Origin of the sequence: uncultured Sphingomonas sp., assembly GCF_964237335.1 — a bacterium.
Lineage (GTDB): Bacteria > Pseudomonadota > Alphaproteobacteria > Sphingomonadales > Sphingomonadaceae > Sphingomonas.
Window position 1 is genome coordinate 173,059 of sequence record NZ_CAXSHM010000002.1, and the last position, 19,304, is coordinate 192,362.

Here is a 19,304-nt window from a genome sequence, read left to right on the forward strand (position 1 = left end):
ATCATCTCGCGGGAATGTCGCTCGCGTCGTGCCGCTCCGCCACCTGCTCGGCCGGATCGCCCACCACGCGGTTGACCATCCGCCCGCGCCGTACCGCCGGCCGCGCCGCCATGGCATCGGCCCAGCGGCGGACGTTGGCATAGTCGCCGGCGGACAGGAACGTCGCCGCCTCGCCGTACAATTGCCCCAACACCAGCCCGCCGTACCAGGGCCAGACCGCGATGTCGGCGATCGTGTATGCGTCGCCCGCCAGATACGCGCTTTCCGCCAGCCGTCGGTCGAGCACGTCGAGCTGGCGCTTGGCCTCCATCGCGAACCGGTCGATCGCGTACTCGATCTTGATCGGCGCATAGGCGTAGAAATGGCCGAACCCGCCGCCCAGGAGCGGTCCCGATCCCATCTGCCAGAACAGCCACGACAGGCACTCGGCGCGGCCGCGCGGATCGGTGGGGATCAGCGCGCCGAACTTCTCGGCCAAATACAGCAGGATCGATCCCGACTCGAACACGCGGATCGGCTCGCCCGGCGCGGCGTGATCGACCAGCGCGGGGATCTTGGAATTGGGGTTGGCGGCCACGAAGCCGCTGCCGAACTGGTCGCCGTCCATGATGCGGATGAGCCACGCGTCATACTCAGCGCCCGCGTGGCCGAGCGCGAGCAGTTCCTCCAGCATCACCGTCACCTTCACGCCGTTGGGCGTGGCGAGCGAATAGAGCTGCAACGGGTGGCGGCCGACGGGCAGCGGCTTGTCGTGCGTCGGCCCGGCGACCGGGCGGTTGATCGCCGCGAAGCGGCCGCCCGCGGCCTGGTTCCAGGTCCAGACGTCGGGCGGGACGTAATCGGTGGGAAAGGCATCGGTCACGCACGGTCTCCGCTGGCTGACATGATGTCGTAACGCGGGCGGGACCGGAAACGTTCGCCGCCGCCAACCGTATTGCGACAAAGCACGGTTGGGCCGAAAGGCGGGCACGCGGACAGGCGAAACGCGAACAGGCTGGGCCAACCGCCGGGCACAAGAGGATCACGTCATGCGCACCATCGATCATCTGATTGCCGGCGAGGCGTCGTCCGGCGGCGGCGGCGCACGATCGGGCGACGTGTTCGATCCCAACACCGGCCAGGTGCAGGCGCGCGTCACGCTGGGCACGCAGGCGGACCTCGACCGGGCGGTCGCGGCGGCTGAGGCGGCGCAGCCCGGCTGGGCGGCGACCAACCCGCAGCGGCGCGCACGCGTGCTGTTCAGGTTCAAGGAGCTGGTCGAGGCGCAGATGGAGCCGCTGGCGCAGCTCCTGTCGTCCGAGCACGGCAAGGTGATCGCCGACAGCAAGGGCGATATCCAGCGCGGGCTCGACGTCGTGGAGTTCGCGTGCGGCGTGCCGCATCTGCTCAAGGGCGACTACACCGCGGGCGCGGGTCCGGGGATCGACGTGTATTCGATGCGCACGCCCGTCGGCATCGGCGCGGGCATCACGCCGTTCAATTTCCCCGCGATGATCCCCCTGTGGATGAGCGCGGTCGCGATCGCATGCGGCAACGCGTTCATCCTGAAACCGTCGGAGCGCGATCCGAGCGTGCCGGTGCGGCTGGCCGAGCTGTTCCGTGAGGCGGGACTGCCGGACGGCATCCTTCAGGTGGTCCATGGCGACAAGCAGATGGTGGACGCGATCCTCGACCATCCCGCGATCGGCGCGGTCAGCTTCGTCGGCTCGTCCGACATCGCGCACTACGTCTATTCGCGCGGCGTCGCGGCCGGCAAGCGCGTGCAGGCGATGGGCGGCGCCAAGAACCACGGCATCGTCATGCCGGACGCCGACCTCGACCAGGTGGTGGAGGACCTAGCGGGTGCCGCGTTCGGATCGGCGGGCGAGCGGTGCATGGCGCTGCCGGTCGTGGTGCCGGTAGGCGACCGGACGGCGGACGCGCTACGCGAGAAGCTGATCCCCGCGATCCATGCACTCCGTGTGGGCGTCTCGACCGACAGGCAAGCGCAATACGGCCCGGTGGTGAACGCGGCGCACAAGGCGCGCGTCGAGGGCTGGATCCAGAAGGGCGTCGACGAGGGCGCCGAGCTGGTGGTCGACGGCCGCGGCTTCAGCCTCCAGGGGCACGAGCAGGGCTTCTTCATCGGCCCCAGCCTGTTCGATCGCGTGACGTCGGCGATGGAAAGCTATCGCGAGGAGATCTTCGGGCCCGTCCTCCAGATCGTCCGCGCACCCGATTTCGAGACCGCGGTGCGGCTGCCGAGCGAGCATCAGTACGGCAACGGCGTCGCGATCTTCACCCGCAACGGCCACGCCGCGCGCGAGTTCGCCGCGCGCGTCAACGTCGGCATGGTCGGCATCAACGTGCCGATCCCGGTGCCGGTGGCGTACCACTCGTTCGGCGGCTGGAAGCGATCGGGCTTCGGCGACCACAACCAGCACGGCATGGACGGCGTCCGCTTCTGGACGCGGGTGAAGACGATCACGCAGCGCTGGCCGGATGGTGACGCCGCCCTGTCGCACGGGAGCGAGGACGGCGCGGCGGCGCGCGTGTCCGACGCGTTCGTCATCCCGACGATGGGATAGCCGCCATGCGCCTGTCCCCCTTCGCCGCCGCCGTCCTGCTCGTTGCGCCGCTCGCCGCCTGCGGCTCCGACACGCCGCCGCCGCTGACCGGCAACCTGACCGACGCGCGCGGCGCGCACGCCGGCAGCTTTCGCGTGCCGGACAATGGTACCGGCGATTATGGTAAGGCGGCGAAGGGCATCGAGCCGAAGACGAGCACCCGAACCCAAGGCACGACGCAATGACCGCCCAGTTTGACCTCACCCCCCAGTTTGACCTTACGGGCGACCAGCGCGAGGTTCAGGAGCTCGCGCGCCGCTTCACCGCCGATCGCATCACGCCGTTCGCCGCCGAGTGGGACGCGAAGCACATCTTCCCCAAGGACACGATCCGCGAGGCCGCCGCGCTGGGCTTCGCGGCGATCTATGTCTCGGAGGAGAGCGGCGGGATCGCGCTCGGCCGGCTGGAGGCGGCGCTCATCATGGAGGCGATGGCGTACGGCTGTCCCTCCACCAGCGCGTTCATCTCGATCCACAACATGGCATCGTGGATGATCGACCGGTTCGGCTCGGCGGCGCTGAAGGCGCAGTACCTTCCGCGCATGGTGACCATGGACGCGATCGCCTCCTATTGCCTGACCGAGCCCGGCTCGGGCTCCGACGCGGCGGCGCTGAAGACCAGCGCGGTGCGCGATGGCGGCGACTACCGGCTGACCGGCACCAAGCAGTTCATCTCGGGCGGCGGCGCCAACGACGTGTACGTCGTCATGGCGCGCACGGGATCGGAAGGATCGAAGGGCATCAGCGCCTTCGTGGTGGAGCACGACATGCCCGGGCTGTCGTTCGGCGTTCCCGAGCGCAAGCTCGGCTGGCATTCGCAGCCGACCGCGCAGGTGATACTGGACGATGTGCGCGTGCCGGCCGGCAATTTGATCGGCGAGGAGGGGCAGGGCTTCCGCATCGCCATGTCGGGCCTCGACGGCGGGCGGCTCAACATCGGCGCCTGTTCGCTGGGCGGCGCGCAACGCTGCCTCGACGAGGCGATCCGCTACACCAAGGATCGCCGCCAGTTCGGCCAGGCGATCGCCGATTTCCAGAACACGCAGTTCATGCTCGCCGACATGGCGACCGATCTGGAGGCGGCACGTGCGCTGCTGTACCTCGCCGCGGGCAAGGTGACCGCCAAGGCGCCCGACGCGACGCGGTTCGCCGCGATGGCCAAGCGGCTGTCGACCGACACCGGCTCCTCGGTGGTGGATCGCGCGCTGCAGCTCCACGGCGGCTATGGCTATCTGATGGATTATCCGATCGAACGCTTCTGGCGCGATCTGCGCGTCCATTCGATCCTGGAGGGCACCAACCAGGTGATGCGGATGATCGTCGGCCGCGACCTGCTGAAGGACTGACACGATGGCCAAAGAGCAAATTGAGTACGAGACGCTCCTGATCGAGCGGCGGGACGCGGTGACATTGGTCACGCTCAACCGCCCGCAGGCGCTCAACGCGCTCAACAGCCGGTTGCTCGCCGAGCTGCTCGACGTATCGCGGGCCTACGACGCCGATCCTGCGCAGCGCTGCATGGTCGTCACCGGATCGCCCAAGGCGTTCGCCGCCGGCGCGGACATCAAGGAGATGCAGGCGCAGGGCTTCGCCGACATGTACGGCCACGACTTCTTCGCCGGCTGGGACGCGTTCGCGCGCACCCGCAAGCCGATCGTCGCGGCGGTGGCGGGCTATGCGCTGGGCGGCGGGTGCGAGCTGGCGATGATGTGCGACTTCATCCTGGCGGCCGATACCGCGAAGTTCGGCCAGCCCGAGATCAAGCTCGGCGTCTCCCCCGGCATGGGCGGATCGCAGCGGCTGGCGCGCGCCGTCGGCAAGGCGAAAGCGATGGAGATGTGCCTTACCGGCCGGATGATGGACGCCGCGGAAGCCGAGCGCGCCGGCCTCGTCAGCCGCGTGATCGCCGCCGACGCGCTGCTGGACGAGGCGCTGTCGGTGGCCGCCGCCATCGCCGGCATGGCCCCGCTCGCGACGCTCGCCAACAAGGAGATGGTCGACGCCGCCTTCGAGACCGGGCTGGCGCAGGGCGTGCGGTTCGAGCGACGGCTGTTCCACGGCCTGTTCGGGACGCAGGACCAAAAAGAAGGCATGGCCGCCTTCGTCGAGAAGCGACCAGGGAACTGGACGGGCCGCTGAGCGTAACCCATATCAAGGTTAACGCTGCGCCGCACCATATCTCCTCATCATCCCGCAAGGTGCGGCGCATCATCCGGTTGGCTCAACGGACGGAGACTAGCGATGCGACCTTGCCCACGTACGACCCCGATCGCGGCCCTTGCGATGCTGAGCACCCTGGCGGGATGCGCCGAGGCAGGCGCTCCGCCCGCCACGGCGTCGGCGCGGGCCCCGGCGCAACCTGCGGTTGCCGCGACGGCACCGGTGATGGTGGCCGAGCAGCGTGACGCCGCCGGCAATCTCGTCCTGCCCGTCAAGACCGCCGTCCCGCTGGTGATCGACGCGGAACTCGCGTCCAACAAGGCGAAGGTCGGCGACACGTTCGCGCTGTCGGTCACGCGCGACGTCATGGAAGGAAGCGTCGTGGTGATCCCGCGCGGCACGCATGCGATCGGCGCGGTGAAGACGCGCAGCGGCAAGGGCACGCTCGGCAAGTCGGGCAAGATGGAGGTCGAGATGCGCTCGCTCGATCTTAACGGCCGGGTCGTGACGCTGACCGGCGGCAGCCGTCAGGCAGGCAAGGGCAACGGGGCCGCGACCCTTGGCACGCTGCTGCTGTTCGGGCCGTTCGCGGCGGCGGTGACGGGCACCAGTGCACGCTTCCGCAAGGGTCATGCGTTCACCGCCTATACGGCCGAGCCGATCGTGGTGACGCCGACCAGTTGAAGGATGGCCGAGGAATGGCGGCGTGAGGCAGGCGAGCGGTGCGCTGCACTTCGATACTCGGCCCGGGCTGATCGAGGTGACCCGCGAGGTGGCGGGCTGGGTATCGGGCCAGGGCATCGTCACCGGGCTGCTGACGGTGTTCTGCCGCCATACGTCGGCCTCGCTGCTGATCCAGGAGAACGCCGCGCCGGCGGTGCGGCGCGATATCGAGGCCTATTTCGCCCGGTTGGCGCCCGAGAGCCGCGACTACGAACATGATGACGAGGGGCCGGACGACATGCCCGCGCACCTGCGCACCGCGCTGACGCAGGTCAGCCTGTCGATCCCGCTGGCGGGCAGGCGGCTGGTGCTGGGGACGTGGCAGGGGCTGTACCTGTTCGAGCACCGGAGGCGACCGCACCGGCGCGAGCTCGCGCTGCATCTGGTGGGGGAGTGAACGCTGCACCGTCACCCACAAACCGTTCATGCTGAGCTCGTCGAAGCACTGTCCTTCTTTGCTAAAAGAAAAGAAGGCAGCCCTTCGACAAGCTCAGGGTGAACGGAAGAAGAGCGGAGTAGGCCCGACTATTTCCCTTCCGCCAGCATCGCCTTGGCCTTGACGCCCGCCCAGTCCAGATCGCCGGTGTAGCGCCACACCTCCTTGCCGTCCGAGCCGTAAAGGATGCTCGTCGGCAGGTTGGCCTGATACGCCAGGCTGAGGCCCATCTTGGGGTCGAGCGCGGGTTTCAGCATCTTGAGCTGTTCCTTCGCCAGGAACGGCGTCACCTTCGCGGCACCGTCCATGTCCTGGCTGACCGGCAGGACGGTCAGCTTCCCCGCCTCGCGCGTGGCGAGTGCGTCGAGCGTCGGCATCTCCTTCACGCACGGCGCGCACCAGGTCGCCCACAGGTTGAGGAGCAGCGGCTTGCCCCTAAAGCCGGCGAGCGTCTGCGGCTTTCCGTCGAGCGTCTGGAAAGCGGCGGCGGGCGCGGGCTGGCCGGCGTGGCTGCGGTCGAGGCCGCCGGCGGGCGCGGTCGCCGGCGCGGCGGGCCCGGTCGCCTCGTCCGGGCTCGTCGCCGTGCTGGCGGCCGCCTGTTCGTTCGCTTGTGCGGGCTCCGGCGATTTCCTATCGCAGCCGGCGGCGAGCGGGAGCGTGCCGAGCAGGAGACAGGCGATCAGCGGGCGCGACGATAGCGGCATGAAGGGCTCCAACAGCATGTGGGGCGGTCGCTTCGCGGAGGGGCCCGCGGCGGTGATGCGCGAGATAAACGCGAGCCTGCCCTTCGACAAGCGGATGTGGCGGCAGGACGTGGCGGGCTCGAAGGCGCATGTCGCGATGCTGGGCGCGGCCGGGATCGTGTCGGGCGCCGATGCGGAAGCGATCTTGGGCGGGCTCGATCAGATCGCGGCGGGCTATGCCGCGGACGGCGTGCCGGACGACCTCGCGCTCGAGGACATCCACATGCTGACCGAGTCGCGGCTCGCTGACGCGATCGGGGCCACGGCCGGCCGCCTCCACACCGCGCGCAGCCGCAACGACCAGGTCGCGACCGACTTCCGCCTGTGGGTGCGCGACGCGATCGATCAGACGGACGCGGCGCTGGCGAGCCTGCAGGACGCGCTGCTGACCCGCGCGGAGGAACATGCCGACAGCGTTATGCCCGGCTTCACCCACCTCCAATCCGCGCAACCCGTCACGCTCGGCCATCATCTGATGGCCTATCACGAGATGACGCGCCGCGACCGCAGCCGCTTCGCCGACGCGCGCGCGCGCATGAACGAGTGCCCGCTCGGCGCCGCCGCGCTTGCCGGCACGGGCTTTCCGATCGACCGCGCGGCGACGGCGCGCGCGCTCGGCTTCGACCGGCCGACGCGCAACTCGCTCGACTCGGTCAGCGATCGCGACTTCGCGCTGGATTACCTTGCCGCCGCCAGCGGCTGCTCGCTGCACCTGTCGCGGCTGGCGGAGGAGTTCGTGCTGTGGGCGTCGCAGCCGTTCGGCTTCGTCGCGTTGTCCGACCAATGGTCGACCGGCAGCTCGATCATGCCGCAGAAGCGCAACCCGGACGCCGCCGAGCTGGTGCGCGGCCATGCCGGGCGGATCGCCGGCTGCCTCGTCAGCCTGACGGTGACGATGAAGGGGCTCCCGTTGGCCTATTCGAAGGACATGCAGGACGACAAGCCGCCGGTCTTCGAGTGCCACGACCTGCTGGCGCTGAGCATCGCGGCGATGACGGGCATGGTCGCGAGCGCGACGTTCCGTACGGCGCGGATGCGGCAGGTAGCGGAGGCGGGCTTCTCCACCGCGACCGATCTCGCCGACTGGCTGGTGCGCGAGGCGGGGCTGCCGTTCCGCGAGGCGCATCACGTGACGGGCCGCGCTGTGAAGGCGGCGGAGGAGCGCGGCGAGGGGCTGCACGAATTGCCGCTCCCCGTGCTGAAGGCTATCGATGCGCGGATCGACGCGCGGGTGTATGACGTGCTCTCGATCGACGCGTCGGTGGCGAGCCGCACGAGCTTCGGCGGCACCGCGCCCGCCAACGTGCGCGCCGCGATCGCGGCGGCGCGGGAAGACATGGGGCGGGGAGCGACGGCATGAGGACGATCCTGACGCTCGGCGCCCTGCTGGTCCTCGCCGGATGCGGGTCGGCGGCGGAGCTGAAGCCTGCGCCGGGCAAGGCGCTGCCCGTCGCCCCGCGCGGCGCGCGCGCGACGCCGACGCTGGCCAAGCTGCTGACCCCCACCACCCAGCAGCGCCCGCAGCGGAGCGACGAATTGCTGACCAATTCCGAGACCCGCCGCACCGACGAGTTCAACCTGCCGCCCGGCAACACGAATTGACAGGCGGTTCAGCCTAGCTGAACCAAGGCGGCACCGGCCCGCTCCCCCACCCGGCCTCCCACAGCGTATCCCGGATGGGTGGCCGGGTGAGGAAGCGGGCCGGTGCCGCCTTCAAGAACAGGATGTTGATGGACCATTTCGACTATCGCGACGGCGCCTTGTGGTGCGAAGACGTGCCGCTGGCGCGGATCGCGGCGGAAGTCGGCACGCCCGCCTACGTCTATTCTGCCGCGACCTTCCGCCGTCATGCGCGCGTGTTCCGCGACGGTATGGCGGGTCTGCCCGACGTCCACCTCGCCTATGCGATCAAGGCGAACCCCAATCTCGCCGTGCTGCGGCTGCTGGCGAACGAGGGCTATGGCGCCGACGTCGTCTCGGGCGGCGAGATGAAGCGTGCGCTGGCGGCGGGGATGCCGGCGAGCAGCATCGTCTTTTCGGGCGTCGGCAAGACGAGGGGCGAGCTGGCGGATGCGCTCGAGGCCGGGGTCGGACAGTTCAACCTGGAGCTGGAGGAGGAAGGCGAGGTGCTCGCCGATCTTGCGCACGCCCGTGGCCTCACCGCGCCGGCGGTGCTGCGCGTCAATCCGGACGTGGACGCGGGCACCCACGCCAAGATCTCGACCGGGCGCAAGCAGAACAAGTTCGGCGTCGCGATCGATCAGGCGGCCGGCATCTTCGACCGGCTGGGGCGGCGGCCGGGGCTGTCGCTGCGCGGGGTCGCCGTCCACATCGGCAGCCAGCTCTCGGACCTCGCACCGCTGGAGGCAGCCTATGTGCGCGTCGGCGAGCTGGTCGCCGAGCTACGCGCCGGCGGCCATATCATAAGCCATGTCGACCTCGGCGGCGGCCTCGGCGTGCCGTATCGCGCGGGCGAGGTGTTCCCGAGCCCCGCCGAGCTTGGCGCGATGGTCGCCCGCGTCACGGCCGGCTGGGACGTGCGGCTGATGTTCGAGCCGGGCCGCGTGATCGCGGGCAATGCGGGCGTGTTGTTGACGCAGGTGATCTGGGTGAAGCCGGGCCCGAAGGACCAGGATGGGGTGCATCCCTATGTGATCGTCGACGCGGCGATGAACGACCTCGCGCGGCCGGCGCTGTACGACGCGTGGCATGATTTCGTGGCGGTGCGCCCGTCGGGCGAGCGGTTCGTCGCCAACATCGCCGGGCCGGTGTGCGAGAGCGGCGACACGTTCGCGATGGGGCGGGACATCGACCGTGTGGCGTCGGGTGACCTGGCGGTGTTCCGCACCGCGGGCGCATACGGCGCGACGATGGCCTCAACCTACAACAGCCGCGCGCTGGTGCCCGAGGTGCTGGTGGACGGCGACCGCTATGCCGTGGTGGCGGACCGGGTGCTGCCCGAAGCGCTGATCGCGGCGGAGCGGGTGCCGGCATGGTTGTGAGTTCCCTCTTGATCCTCCCCGAGCTTGCTCGGGGAGGGGGACCATTTGCCTACTTCGGGCGGATGGTGGAGGGGCGGTGGTCGCAGCCCACCGGCTACGCCGGCCCCTCCACCACCACCTTCGGCGGCGGTCCCCCTCCCCGAGCAAGCTCGGGGAGGATCAAGTGACCTGGCATAGCCTCCCCCTGCTCGTCCGCCTGCGGGATCGCCCCGTGATCCTGCTCGGCGACGGCGAGGCGGCGGACGCCAAGCGGCGGTTGCTGGAGCGTTCGGGCGCGCAGGTGGTAGCGGATCACCCGGACGCGCGGCTGGCGATCGTCGCGCTGGAGGACAAGGGTGAGGAGGTCGCCGCCGTCGCGGCGCTGCGTGCGCGCGGTCTGCTGGTCAACGCGGTCGATCGCCCCGCGCTGTGCGACTTCACCCTGCCCGCGATCGTCGACCGCGATCCGGTGCTGGTCGCGATCGGTACCGGCGGCGTGTCGGCGGGGCTGGCGGCCGCGTTGCGCCAGCGATTGGAGGGACTGTTGCCGGCCGGTCTCGGCGCGTTAGCCGATGACCTGTTCGCGGCGCGGCCGCTCCTGCGGGAAGCGTGGCCCGACGGCGGTGAGCGCCGGCGGGCCTTGAGCGCGGCGCTTCGCCCCGGCGGCGATCTCGATCCGCTTGGCCCCGACCCCGATGTCCGGTCCTGGCTGGCCGCCGGCGATCTTCGACGCCGGACCAATAGCGAGCTGCTGGTGATCCGGCTTGCATCACCCGATCCGGACGACCTCACGCTGCGCCAGGCGCGTCGGCTCGCCAATGCCGATCGCGTCGTCCACATGCCCGACGTGCCGTCGGCGATCCTCGATCGCGCCCGCGCCGATGCGCCCCGTATCGTGATGCCCCAACGGCCCGTCGATCTGGAACCCGGACTGTCCGTCTGGGTGGAGATGGTCCCGTGAGCGGCTTCGGCTACCGGATCAGCGACGGCCAAGGCGAGCGCGTCGACATCAAGGATGCGCTCGGCGAGACGCCGGAGCGCGCCCCCGACGTGACTTGGGTCCACCTCACCACCAACGACGAGCGCGCGCAGACCTGGCTCACCGAGCGGGCGGGGCTCGACCGCTACATCGTCGACGCGCTCACCGCCACCGAGACGCGGCCGCGGTGCGAGCAGTTCGGGCACGGAGCGCTCCTCAACCTGCGCGGCCGGTCGGACGAGGAGCTGGCGACATCGGACTTGCTCGCCTCCGTCCGCATCTGGGCGGAGAAGGGCCACGTCTATTCGGTGACGCGCAAATCCATGATCGCGATCGGCGCGGTGGAGACCGCGGTCGGCAAGGGCGAGGTGCGCGACCCCGGAGACCTGATCGCCGCCTTCGCCGCCGCGATCACCGAGGACCTCGATCCCCAAGTGGCCGATCTCGGCGACCAGCTCGACGTGTGCGAGCAGGCGCTGGACGCGGACCGGGTGTTCGAGCTGCGCCGCACCGTCACCCGCGTGCGCGTCGCCGCGATCGGCTACCGCCGCTTCCTCGCGCCCCAGCGCGCGGCGCTGGAGCGGCTCGCCGCGCTGCCGGGCGACTGGCTGCAGGCCGACGACCGGCTGAAGCTGTCCGCCGCCGCCGATCGCGCCGCGCGGATGGTCGAGGAGCTGGAGAGCATCCGCGAACGCTCCGCGCTGATGCACGAGGCGCTGACCGACCTACGCGCCGAACAGCTCGATTCGCGCAGCCTCATCATCGCGATCGTGGCGATGGTGTTCCTGCCGCTCACCTTCATCACCGGGCTGTACGGGATGAACGTGAAAACGCTGCCCTATGCCGACCAGCCCTGGTCGTTCGACGCGATCATGGCCGCGTGCGTGCTGATCGCGGCGGGGATCACGATCTATTTCGTCCGGCGGCACTGGCTGGGGCGGGGGTGAGGTAACGTCGTATCACAATCACCGTTCATGCTGAGCTTGTCGAAGCACTGCCTTTCTCTGACCGTCGCGCTTGGACGAAGGACAGTGCCCTTCGACGCCGCCTGCGGCGTCGCTCAGGACAGGCTTCGACAAGCTCAGCATGAGCGGGAATGGGACCGGTGGATCGTAGCTCGTCAGCCCGCCCGCGCCGTCCGCCAGGCGGCGGCGATCTCGTCCAGCGTGTCGGCGACCTCGCGGAACGGCGCAGGGTCGCTGCCGATGCTCGCGTCCACCACCTGCCGCCGCGCGCCCGCATAGAGCCGTGCCAGCGTGGCGGACACGTCGCCGCCCTTGTCGTGATCCAGCCCCGCCTCCAGCGCGAACAGGATCGCGGTGGCGCGCGTCACCCGCTCGGACCGGATGGCGTGCCGGCCCTGCTCGGTCGCCCAGGCCGCCGCGCGCAGTGCCGAACCCAGCTCCTCGTACAGCAGCTGCACCAGCGCCGGCCCGTCGGCGTGCGCGGTGCGGCCCGCCACGTCGACCTGGCGGTACATGGCGGCGGGATCGCGGAGGAGTGCGGTGGCGTACATCTCAGCTCGACTTGTTCCAGGCCGCGACCTGATTAGTGAGGAAGGTCTGCGTCGACTTGTAGGCGGCGACCTTGCTGTTCATCGCCGAATAAAGTTGCGTCAGCCGCGTCGTCTCGGTCGATTCAGCGGTGGTCAGCGCGGTCTGCTGATCGGACACGGTCGACTGCGCGGCGGTATAGGTGGCAGTGGAGGCGCCGAGCCCGGTCACCGTGCTGATCGCATTCGTCGACAAGGCGTCGAGCGTCGCGCCGATGCCCGTCGAATTGGCGGATGAGAACATCGCCTCCACCGACGCCGGGAAATTGGCGAGCTGGCGGTTGAGCGTCGTCGTGTTGACGCTCAGCGTGCCGTCCTTGTTGGTGCCGACGCCGAGTTCGGACAGCCGCGTCGGGCCGTTGGTCTCGACGTTGCCGCCGGTCAGCAGCACCTGGGACGTCAACGCCTTGAGTGAGCGCAACAGGCTCGTCGCGGCGGGATCGCGCGCGAGCGCGCCGGTCTTGGGGTCGGTCTGCGCCTGAACGGCGGCCAGCACCTGGTTGTAGGTGTCGACGAAGTCGCTGACGGCCGACGACAGCGCGGACGTCGGCGACGTGCTCGTCAGCGAGACGGGCGTGGCCGACGTGGCGGCGAGCTGCAGCTTCACGCCGGTGACGAGGTCGCTCACCGTGTTGCTCGTGCGCTCCACGGCGACGCCGTCGACCGTCAGCTTGGCGTTCTGCGCGCTGGCGGAGATCGCGGTGCCCGTCGCGCCCGGCCCGACGTCGAACTGGGCGAGGTTGCCGGACGGGTCGCTGGTGGCCCCGAGCGTGAACGCCTGCGCCGCGCCGGTCTGGCCCTTCAGCGACAGATAGGCGGCGCCGCTCGCGTCGGTGACGACGCTGGCGGTGACGCCCGCCCCCTTGGCGTTGATCGCCGCGGCGATGCCGTCGAGGCTGGCGTCCGTCACGTCGATCGTCACCGGCGTGGTGCTGCCCGCGGTGAAGCCGGTCATGCTGCCGCCGTCGGCCGCATAGGTCGCGGTGCCCATGGTGAGGGTGAAGGTGCCCGATCCGATCGTGGCGCTGCGGCTGGCGACCGGCGTCGTGGTCCGCGCCGCCTGCGCGCCCGCGAGCTGGCTGACGGTGATCGAACTCGACAGGTTCGCGAGCTTCGCGCCCGGCAGTGCGGTCGCGGTGAGGACCGACGTGTTTGAACTCGCCGGCTGCGTCACCAGCGTGCCGCCCGACACGAGCCCGTCGAGCGCGGAGGCGAAGCCGGTCACCGTGCTCTTGAGCGTCGCGATGCCGGAAATCTGGGTGGTAAGCGTGGAGGCCTTGCTGGTCAGCGCGTCCGTCTTGGCGGCGAACTCCGCGGAAACGAGGCTGGTGACGAGCGTGGAGGTGTCGACGCCCGATCCGGTGCCGAGCGACGTCAGCAACTGCTGCGTCGCGGTCTGGATCGCGCCGGTCGTGGTCGAGGTGGCCGTCGTGGTCGTCATCGCATTTCCTCGCGCTCGGTTGCGTAAACGGCCGCGAGGACGACGGCTTTAGCCCTGTTTCGCGCCATGTTCGTCGAACCGCGCGCCGGGCGGCACGTCGACGCGCGGCGGGGCGGGCGGGTACCCGCCGCCGCCGCCACCCGCACGCGCGTTGAGGCTGAACACGAACGCCAGCACCGCGGCGATGGCGACATACAGGTCGTCGCGCACCTCCTGCCCCTCGCGGCTGGTGTAATAGACGGCGCGGGCGAGCTGGGGATATTCGAGCACGGGCACGTGCGCTTCACCCGCCACGTCGCGGATCGCGAGCGCCGTCGCGCCGCGTCCGCGCGCGACCACCACCGGCACCTGGTCCGACCCGCGATCATATCGCAGCGCGACCGCGAAATGCGTCGGGTTGGTCAGCACCACATGCGCGCCAGTCACCGCCTTGCGCACGTCGCGCCGCGCCATCTCGCGCTGCTTCTGCCGCAGGTGCTGCTTGGCCTCGGGCGAGCCTTCCGTCTCCTTATGCTCGTCGCGCACCTGCTGCTTGGTCATGCGCAGCTTGGCGATCAGCCGGAACAGCGCGACCGGCACGTCGAGCAGCGCGATCCCGGCCAGCCCCGCCGCCATCGCCATCAGGACGGCGATGAACGTGTCGCCGAGCTGCCCGACCGCGGCGCCGAGGTCGGTGGAGGCGAGCCCCAGCGTCGCGTGGCGCGTTTTCCACAGCATGTACGCGCCGATGCTGCCGAGCAGCGCGACCTTGAGCAGCGCCTTGCCGAGTTCGATCCAGCCGTTGCTGCCGAACACGCGCTTCAACCCGGCGCCGGGATTGATCCGCGAGGCCTTGGGCGCGAGCAGCGAGCCGTTGAACGACAGCGAGCCCAGGCCCGCGCGCCCTACGATGGCGGCCAGCACCGTGACCGCGAATAGCATGAACAGCGACGGCAGCAGGTGCCAGCCGGCCTGCTGCAGCGGGCGCCAGGGCGAGAAATCCTCGACGTCCGCGTGGCCGAAGCTGAAGCTCGCTGCCATCAGCGCCTTGCATCCCGCGACCAGCGACCCGCCGAACATCACCATCCAGCCGGCCCCCGCCAGGATCACCAGCGCGGTCGCGAACTCGCGGCTCTGCAGGACATCGCCCTGCTCGGCGGCCTCGCGCCTGCGTTTGGGGGTTGCGGCTTCGGTGCGATCGCCGCCGGATTCGCTGTTCATGCGCCGAGCACCAGCTTCTGGGTGGCGGTGAGGCCTTCGCGCACGATCACCAGCATGAAGTCGCCCATGACCGGGAAGGCCAAGGCCAGCGCGACGACGCCCATCGCGAGGCTGGCGGGCAGGCCGACCGCGAACAGGTTGAGCGCAGGCGCGGCGCGCGCCATCATCCCCATCACCATGTTGAGGCAGAACAGCAGGAAACCGACCGGCAGCGCCAGCAGCAGCCCGCCCAGGAACGCATAGCCGCCGAACAGCGCGATGCCCTTCAACTGCCCCGCCGTCATCCACGCCGCGCCCGGCGGCAGCGCGGTGTAGCTCCGCACGATCATGTCGACGAGCACCAGATGGCCGTCGACCGACAGGAACAGCAATGTCAGCAGCACCGAGAAGAACTGCCCGAGCGCCGGCGTCGACACGCCGTGCTGCGGATCGATCGACGAGGCGAAGCCGAGCCCCATCGACGTCGAGATCACCTCGGCCGCCACCATCGGCGCGGCGAACGCGATCTGGAGCACGAAGCCGATCGCCAGCCCGACCAGCGCCTCGGCCGCGACCGACAGTACCGTCGAGACGGCGAAGATGTCATGCGGCGGCACCACCGGATGCGCGGCGAGCACCAGCACCCCGATCGCGCCCGCCAGGCTGACGCGCACCGGCAGCGGGATGCCCACCGCCCCGAACACCGGCGCTGTGATGAACGCCGCGCCGACGCGCACCATCACGAACAGCAGCGCCCAGAGCTGCGGCTCGATGGAAAGGCCGAAGCCCAACACGTCATCCCTCTCCCGGTGGGAGAGGGAGGGAGGCGCGAAGCGCCGGAAGGGTGAGGGCGACGATATGTTGGGCGATCGTCGCCCTCACCCTTCCCACTGCCTTCGGCAGCGGGCCCCTTCCCTCTCCCATCGGGAGAGGGAGAAGGTAGCGCCTCATTTGACGAGGTCCGGAATACGGTTGAAGATGTCGATCGTGAAGTCGCTCAGCAGGCCCAGGATCAGCCCGCCAAAGATCATGATCGACACCGCGACGACGATCAGCTTGGGCACGAACGACAGGCTCGCCTCGTTGATCGAGGTCGCGGCCTGCACCATGCCCAGGATCAGCCCGGACAGCAGCGCCGGGATCAGGATCGGCGCCGCCGCGAGCGCGAGCACCCACATCGTCTGGTCGGCCACGGTGAGGAAGTAATCGGAGTCCATTTTCGACCTTCGGTATGCGGTGCCGGCCCGCTCCCCCTCCCGACCGCCCATCAGGATACCGTGTGGGCGGTCGGGAGGGGGAGCGGGCCGGCACCGCCTACGAGCGCTCAGCTCGCAAAAGAATTAGCCAGGCTGCCCATCGTCAGCGCCCAGCCGTCCACCAGCACGAACAGCAGCAGCTTGAACGGCATCGAGATGATCGTCGGGCTCATCATCATCATGCCCAGACTGGTGAGGACGGTGGCGACCACCAGGTCGATGACGATGAAGGGCAGGAAGATCAGGAAGCCGATCTGGAACGCGGTCTTGAGCTCGCTGGTGACGAAGGCGGGGAGGAGGACGGCGAAAGGCACGTCGACCTGGCTGCGGTACGGCCCCGACTTGGCGAGGCCGGCGAACAGGCTCAGGTCCTTCACCCGCGTCTGCTTGGCCATGAAGGCGTGCAGCGGCTCGCCCGCCGTCTCGATCATCTGCGTGCCGGCGAGCTTGCCGGCGGCATAGGGCTGGATCGCGGTCGTGTTGATCTGGTTGATCGTCGGCGCCATCACGAAGAAGCTGAGGAACAGCGCCAGGCCGATCAGCACCTGGTTTGGCGGCGTCTGCTGCAGCCCCATCGCCTGGCGCAGCACCGACAGCACGATGATGATCCGCGTGAAGCTGGTCATCATCAGCAGGATGCCCGGCAGGATCGTCAGCAGCCCCATGATGATGAGGACCTGCAACGACAGCGACAACGGGGCGGCCTGGCCGGTCGCGCCCGATTGCGCACCGCCGAGCTGGCCGAGCGCCTTGTCGACGGCATCCCCAACACCGGGAGCAGCCGCGGCCGTCGGGGTTGCCTGTGCCATCGCCGGCAGCGCGATCGCCAGCATCAGCACCAGTGCGGCGACAGCCAGCGCGATCCGAGCCCAGGGAAGCGTGCGGACCGGCGCCCGCTCGACGAACAGGGCAGGACCCGCGCCCTGCGGCCGCCGCGTGACGGTGAAATGCTCCTGCGGGAAGCTCACTTGAGGGCCCCGTCGCGTAGGCGGCCGTCCAGCGCCCGATCAAACGAGGATCGATCAAGCGCCGGGCGCTCCGCCACCGCCGCCACGGTCGGCGACCGGTCGACAAGCGCGACGCCGCCGCGACCGACCGACACCAGCAGGCGCCGTCCCTCGAACTCCAGCACCGCGAGCCGCAGGCCGGGCGAGATCATCATCGTCTCGGTGACCTTCAGCAGCCGCGTGGCGGGCTTGCCCGGCATCCGCGCCTCCAGCCGGCGCCACAGGTACAGGCACCCAACCATCAGCCCGCAGACCAGCGGCAGCAGCACGGCGAGCTTCAGGATATAGGACCACATCATGGCTGTCGGTCCTCAGGCGCGCGCAAGCACGGCTTTGTCGGGGGAGACGAGCTCGGTCATCCTGACGCCGAACCGCTCGCCGACCGTCACCACCTCGCCGCGGCCGATCAGCGTGCCGTTGACGAACACGTCGAGCAGCTCGTTGGCCTGGCGGTCGAGCTCGATCACGCTCGCCTCGCCGAGCGCGAGCAGCTCGCGCAGCGACAGCGAGGTGGAGCCGATCTCGACGGTCAGCTTGACGTCGACGTCCTGCAGCAGCCGGAAATTGGCGGCGAGTGCGGCGTCCACTGGAAAGCCCCCGGTCATGTCGTTCATGCGTAATCCTCCGGAGAGCGGGCAAGGCTGGTGAGTTTGACGGCGGCGCGGCCGTTGGACGTGCCGACGGTGCCGGCGCCGAACCGGTCGCCGCCGACCATCACCGGCACTTCGGGTCCGAAGCTGATCGGGATGACGTCGCCCGCCTTCAGCTCCATCAGCCGCGCGAGCGACACGACGGGCTCGGCGAGCACCGAGCGGACCGGGAAGCGTACCGTCATCGCGGCGCGGGTGAGGCCGGAGCGCCAGGCGGGATCGGGCGCGGCGGCGGCGCGCGCCACCTTGCCGGTGAGCGAGGGCGCGAAGGGCTTCAGCGCCGCGACCGGATAGACGATGTCGAGCGTGGTCGCGCGGCCGTCGACGGGGGCGATGCCGAAGCGGGTGACGACCGCCGCGTCCTCGCCATCGAAGCCGGCGACCAGCGCCGGGTTGGGCTCGATCCGGCCGGGCGCGAACGACACGCGGCCCACCGGGTCCCACGCCGCCGCGAGCGGGGCCGCGAGCATCATGCCGACCCGGGCCACCAGCGCTTCGGCGGCCGGCGACAGCTCGGCGGGCAGCTCGTGCGGCGCGGCGCCGTTACCACCGAAGAACAGGTCGAGCAGCTCGAGCAGGAACCGTCCGTCGAGCACGACCATCGCCTGGCCCGACGGATCGCTCCCGATTGGCGTCATCGTCATCGGCAGCCAGGCGGTCAGCCCGTCCGGCCGCTCGGCGCGATAATCGGCGAACCGGCCCATGCTCAGCGGCTCGGCCCAGATCCGCACTTCCCGGCGCAGCAACGGCTCGAACACGCCGCGCAAGCTGCGGGCGAGCCGGGCCGACAGATGCTGGAGCGTGTGGAGATCGCCGAGCGGATTGCGGTTCGCGCTCAGCGCGGCGGCGTGTGCTGCGCCGCCATCCGCGCCCTTGCCCGACCGCGACGCACCCGCGGAGCGTTGCCGCTGGCGACGCTCGGGATCGGGGGCGGCGGCGGAGCCGGGAGGGGAGGCGTTAACCATGCCTCACTGAACAACAAAATTGGTAAAGTAGACGTTACCGACGCCGCCGAATCCCTCCTTTTGCGACAGGGTGTCGTTGATCGCCTTCGTCAGCCGCGCCTGGAGCTGGCGCTTGCCCTGGCTGGTGAACACCTGATCCTCGGTGGTGTCGCCCAGCGCCATGAGCACGGCGGAGCGGATCGCGATCTCGTTGGTCTTGATCCGCGCGATCTCCTTCTCGTCATAGGGCGTCGAGATGGCGAGGCCGACCTGGATGAAGTGCGCGGAGTCCTGCAGGTTGGCGGTGAAATCCTTGTCGAGCGGGTAATAGTTGGAGGCGAACCGGTCGCCGCCCTCGCCCTCGGGCGTCTCCTTGCCGCCGGTCACCTTCGCCTCGCCTTCAGACGAGCCGCCGCCTTCCGCGGCTGCCGGCGCCTTCTGCTGGCTCTTGGGAACAAGCTGGGGGCCGTCGTCGACCTTCTTCTTGTGGCCGCCGCCGATCAGGCCGCTCGACGCCGCGTACAGCCCCGCGCCGACTCCGCCGCCCACCAGGACGAGCAGGCCGACGACCATCACGAGCATCTTCACGAGCCCGCCCTTCTTCTTGGCGGGCGGTGCTGCGTCGTCGTCCTTCTTGTCTGCCATGAT

The 19,304-nt window shown here is 69.9% G+C and carries 23 protein-coding genes; 11 read left to right on the forward strand and 12 right to left on the reverse strand.

The window, feature by feature from the left end:
- Position 1: 1 nt before the first annotated feature.
- Positions 2-862 (reverse strand): glutathione-dependent disulfide-bond oxidoreductase, encoded by an 861-nt coding sequence (gene yghU / locus ACFE65_RS02270; protein ID WP_375380710.1) that lies wholly within the window; start codon positions 860-862, stop codon positions 2-4.
- A 166-nt stretch (positions 863-1,028) separates the two neighbouring features.
- Between yghU and ACFE65_RS02275 the strand changes: the two genes are divergently transcribed.
- From ACFE65_RS02275 to ACFE65_RS02300, 6 genes are all read left to right on the forward strand, one after another.
- On the forward strand, positions 1,029-2,567 hold the full coding sequence (locus ACFE65_RS02275) for a CoA-acylating methylmalonate-semialdehyde dehydrogenase (protein WP_375380711.1): 1,539 nt from the start codon (positions 1,029-1,031) through the stop codon (positions 2,565-2,567).
- 5 nt (positions 2,568-2,572) lie between these two features.
- Positions 2,573-2,791, forward strand: a complete 219-nt coding sequence (locus ACFE65_RS02280) for a hypothetical protein (protein WP_375380712.1) — start codon at positions 2,573-2,575, stop codon at positions 2,789-2,791.
- On the forward strand, positions 2,788-3,951 hold the full coding sequence (locus tag ACFE65_RS02285) for an acyl-CoA dehydrogenase family protein (protein WP_375380713.1): 1,164 nt from the start codon (positions 2,788-2,790) through the stop codon (positions 3,949-3,951). Before ACFE65_RS02280 ends, ACFE65_RS02285 begins: the two co-directional genes overlap by 4 nt.
- 19 nt (positions 3,952-3,970) lie before the next feature.
- The gene (locus ACFE65_RS02290) at positions 3,971-4,744 is read left to right on the forward strand and encodes an enoyl-CoA hydratase (protein ID WP_375380768.1); all 774 of its coding nucleotides are present in this window, start codon (positions 3,971-3,973) and stop codon (positions 4,742-4,744) included.
- A 144-nt stretch (positions 4,745-4,888) separates the two neighbouring features.
- Positions 4,889-5,449, forward strand: a complete 561-nt coding sequence (locus ACFE65_RS02295) for a hypothetical protein (protein WP_375380714.1) — start codon at positions 4,889-4,891, stop codon at positions 5,447-5,449.
- 22 nt (positions 5,450-5,471) lie between these two features.
- Positions 5,472-5,885 carry a secondary thiamine-phosphate synthase enzyme YjbQ gene (locus tag ACFE65_RS02300; protein ID WP_375380715.1) on the forward strand — a complete coding sequence of 138 codons (414 nt, stop codon included), beginning with the start codon at positions 5,472-5,474 and terminating at the stop codon, positions 5,883-5,885.
- Positions 5,886-6,013: 128 nt separating this feature from the next.
- On the opposite strand, the gene ACFE65_RS02305 is transcribed toward ACFE65_RS02300, so the two are convergent.
- On the reverse strand, positions 6,014-6,646 hold the full coding sequence (locus tag ACFE65_RS02305; RefSeq protein ID WP_375380716.1) for a TlpA family protein disulfide reductase: 633 nt from the start codon (positions 6,644-6,646) through the stop codon (positions 6,014-6,016).
- Between ACFE65_RS02305 and argH the strand changes: the two genes are divergently transcribed.
- From argH to ACFE65_RS02330, 5 genes are all read left to right on the forward strand, one after another.
- Complete coding sequence (gene argH, locus ACFE65_RS02310) at positions 6,645-8,027, forward strand: argininosuccinate lyase (RefSeq protein ID WP_375380769.1); 1,383 nt, start codon at positions 6,645-6,647, stop codon at positions 8,025-8,027. The genes ACFE65_RS02305 and argH overlap by 2 nt on opposite strands.
- Entirely contained in the window at positions 8,024-8,269 is a 246-nt protein-coding gene (locus tag ACFE65_RS02315; protein WP_375380717.1) for a hypothetical protein, read from the forward strand. The genes argH and ACFE65_RS02315 overlap by 4 nt, the downstream gene beginning before the upstream one ends.
- A gap of 128 nt (positions 8,270-8,397) precedes the next feature.
- Complete coding sequence (gene lysA, locus ACFE65_RS02320; protein WP_375380770.1) at positions 8,398-9,669, forward strand: diaminopimelate decarboxylase; 1,272 nt, start codon at positions 8,398-8,400, stop codon at positions 9,667-9,669.
- A 163-nt stretch (positions 9,670-9,832) separates the two neighbouring features.
- On the forward strand, positions 9,833-10,609 hold the full coding sequence (locus ACFE65_RS02325; protein ID WP_375380718.1) for an NAD(P)-dependent oxidoreductase: 777 nt from the start codon (positions 9,833-9,835) through the stop codon (positions 10,607-10,609).
- The gene (locus ACFE65_RS02330) at positions 10,606-11,574 is read left to right on the forward strand and encodes a zinc transporter ZntB (RefSeq protein ID WP_375380719.1); all 969 of its coding nucleotides are present in this window, start codon (positions 10,606-10,608) and stop codon (positions 11,572-11,574) included. The genes ACFE65_RS02325 and ACFE65_RS02330 overlap by 4 nt, the downstream gene beginning before the upstream one ends.
- Before the next feature lie 173 nt (positions 11,575-11,747).
- On the opposite strand, the gene ACFE65_RS02335 is transcribed toward ACFE65_RS02330, so the two are convergent.
- The 10 genes from ACFE65_RS02335 to fliL form a co-directional block, all read right to left on the reverse strand.
- On the reverse strand, positions 11,748-12,143 hold the full coding sequence (locus tag ACFE65_RS02335) for a flagellar protein FliS (RefSeq protein ID WP_375380720.1): 396 nt from the start codon (positions 12,141-12,143) through the stop codon (positions 11,748-11,750).
- A 1-nt stretch (position 12,144) separates the two neighbouring features.
- On the reverse strand, positions 12,145-13,620 hold the full coding sequence (fliD, locus tag ACFE65_RS02340; RefSeq protein ID WP_375380721.1) for a flagellar filament capping protein FliD: 1,476 nt from the start codon (positions 13,618-13,620) through the stop codon (positions 12,145-12,147).
- Positions 13,621-13,668: 48 nt separating this feature from the next.
- Complete coding sequence (gene flhB / locus ACFE65_RS02345) at positions 13,669-14,820, reverse strand: flagellar type III secretion system protein FlhB (protein WP_375380722.1); 1,152 nt, start codon at positions 14,818-14,820, stop codon at positions 13,669-13,671.
- Complete coding sequence (gene fliR / locus ACFE65_RS02350) at positions 14,817-15,593, reverse strand: flagellar biosynthetic protein FliR (protein WP_375380723.1); 777 nt, start codon at positions 15,591-15,593, stop codon at positions 14,817-14,819. Before fliR ends, flhB begins: the two co-directional genes overlap by 4 nt.
- Positions 15,594-15,746: 153 nt before the next feature.
- Positions 15,747-16,016 (reverse strand): flagellar biosynthetic protein FliQ, encoded by a 270-nt coding sequence (locus ACFE65_RS02355; protein WP_375380724.1) that lies wholly within the window; start codon positions 16,014-16,016, stop codon positions 15,747-15,749.
- A gap of 107 nt (positions 16,017-16,123) precedes the next feature.
- On the reverse strand, positions 16,124-16,963 hold the full coding sequence (gene fliP / locus ACFE65_RS02360; protein WP_375380771.1) for a flagellar type III secretion system pore protein FliP: 840 nt from the start codon (positions 16,961-16,963) through the stop codon (positions 16,124-16,126).
- Positions 16,964-17,019: 56 nt separating this feature from the next.
- On the reverse strand, positions 17,020-17,361 hold the full coding sequence (locus tag ACFE65_RS02365; protein WP_375380725.1) for a flagellar biosynthetic protein FliO: 342 nt from the start codon (positions 17,359-17,361) through the stop codon (positions 17,020-17,022).
- A 12-nt stretch (positions 17,362-17,373) separates the two neighbouring features.
- The gene (gene fliN, locus ACFE65_RS02370) at positions 17,374-17,676 is read right to left on the reverse strand and encodes a flagellar motor switch protein FliN (protein WP_375380726.1); all 303 of its coding nucleotides are present in this window, start codon (positions 17,674-17,676) and stop codon (positions 17,374-17,376) included.
- Positions 17,673-18,677: a FliM/FliN family flagellar motor switch protein gene (locus ACFE65_RS02375; protein WP_375380727.1), complete on the reverse strand. Its 1,005-nt coding sequence runs from the start codon at positions 18,675-18,677 to the stop codon at positions 17,673-17,675. The genes fliN and ACFE65_RS02375 overlap by 4 nt, the downstream gene beginning before the upstream one ends.
- A gap of 3 nt (positions 18,678-18,680) precedes the next feature.
- Positions 18,681-19,301 (reverse strand): flagellar basal body-associated protein FliL, encoded by a 621-nt coding sequence (gene fliL / locus ACFE65_RS02380; protein WP_375380728.1) that lies wholly within the window; start codon positions 19,299-19,301, stop codon positions 18,681-18,683.
- Positions 19,302-19,304 lie beyond the last annotated feature (3 nt).